Source organism: Mesorhizobium sp. M7A.F.Ca.CA.004.12.1.1, from assembly GCF_003997835.1.
In the GTDB taxonomy this organism is placed as follows: Bacteria; Pseudomonadota; Alphaproteobacteria; order Rhizobiales; family Rhizobiaceae; genus Mesorhizobium.
The window spans coordinates 1-1,227 of the sequence record NZ_RZRK01001213.1 but is presented as its reverse complement, the minus strand read 5'-3'; the positions used below and the strand labels follow the sequence as shown (position 1 = coordinate 1,227).

Sequence of the window (1,227 nt, the reverse complement as noted above, 5' to 3'; positions counted from 1 at the left end):
GCGTCCACGCGCTGGTCCATGTCGGCGCGCATGGCACGCTGGAATGGCTGCCGGGCAAGACCGTTGCGCTTTCGGAGAACTGCTTTCCCGAGATCGTCACCGGCGCCTTGCCCGTCGTCTATCCCTTCATCGTCTCCAACCCAGGCGAAGCGGCGCAAGCCAAGCGCCGCATCGCCGCCGTCACCCTTGGTCATCTGCCACCGCCGCTGACCGGCGCCGGGCTCGACGAAAACCAACACAAGCTCGAGCGGCTGGTCGATGAATACGCCCAGGCCGACGGGCTCGACCGCCGCCGCCGAGATCGTCTGGCGAAGCTGATCGTCGACACCGCGCAAAAGACCGGTTTCGCCTCCGAAGCCGGCGTCGCCACGACCGACGCACCCGACGAAGCGTTGCGCCGCATCGACGCCTGGCTCTGCGACCTCAAGGATTTTGCCATCAAGGATGGGCTGCATATCTATGGCCGCGCCCCTGAGGATGAGCCCGACGCCATGCGGCGACAAAGCGCTGACGCCGAGAAAGCGGCGCTGCTCGCCGCGCTTGATGGCCGCCACGTCAAGGCCGGTCCAGCCGGGGCGCCCGCGCGTGGCCGCTCGGACGTCTTGCCCACCGGCCGCAATCTGTTCACCTCGGACCCGCGCACCATGCCGACGCCGACCGCCTATGATCTGGGCAAGGCAGCGGCGGAGGAAGTCGTGCGCGGCTACATGCAATCGCACGGCGACTGGCCGCGCTCGCTGGTCATCGATCTCTGGGGCTCGGCTTCGCTGCGCACCGGCGGCGAGGAAATCGCGCAAGGCCTGGCTCTGATGGGCTGCCGGCCGCAATGGGATTCGGCGACCGGCCGCATCACCGGCATCGAGGTATTGCCGCCGGCGCCGCTCGGAAGGCCACGCGTCGATGTCACCTGGCGCATATCAGGCCTGTTCCGCGATATGTTCCCGACCCAGATCGCGCTGATCGATGCCGCCGCCAACGCGGTTGCCGCCCGCGACGAGGAGGATTCGGAAAACCCGCTCGCGGCCAAAACCCGCGCCGACGGCAAGATCAGCCCGCGCATCTTCGGCACCTCGCCGGGCACATACGGCGCCGGCGTCGAGGATCTCATGTCCTCCGGCGACTGGGCGGCACGCGACGAAATCGGCCGCGCCTATCTCGACGCTACATCGCACGCCTATGGCGGCGCCGGGGGCGAAGGCATCTCCGCGCCCGGCGCCGCCATAGGCG

General features: G+C 68.8%; 1 protein-coding gene. It reads left to right on the top strand.

Annotation, left to right across the window (positions count from 1 at the left end):
- Positions 1 to 1,227 (top strand): cobaltochelatase subunit CobN (locus EN984_RS35210; protein ID WP_206517570.1); only part of this gene is annotated, 1,227 nt, incomplete at both ends.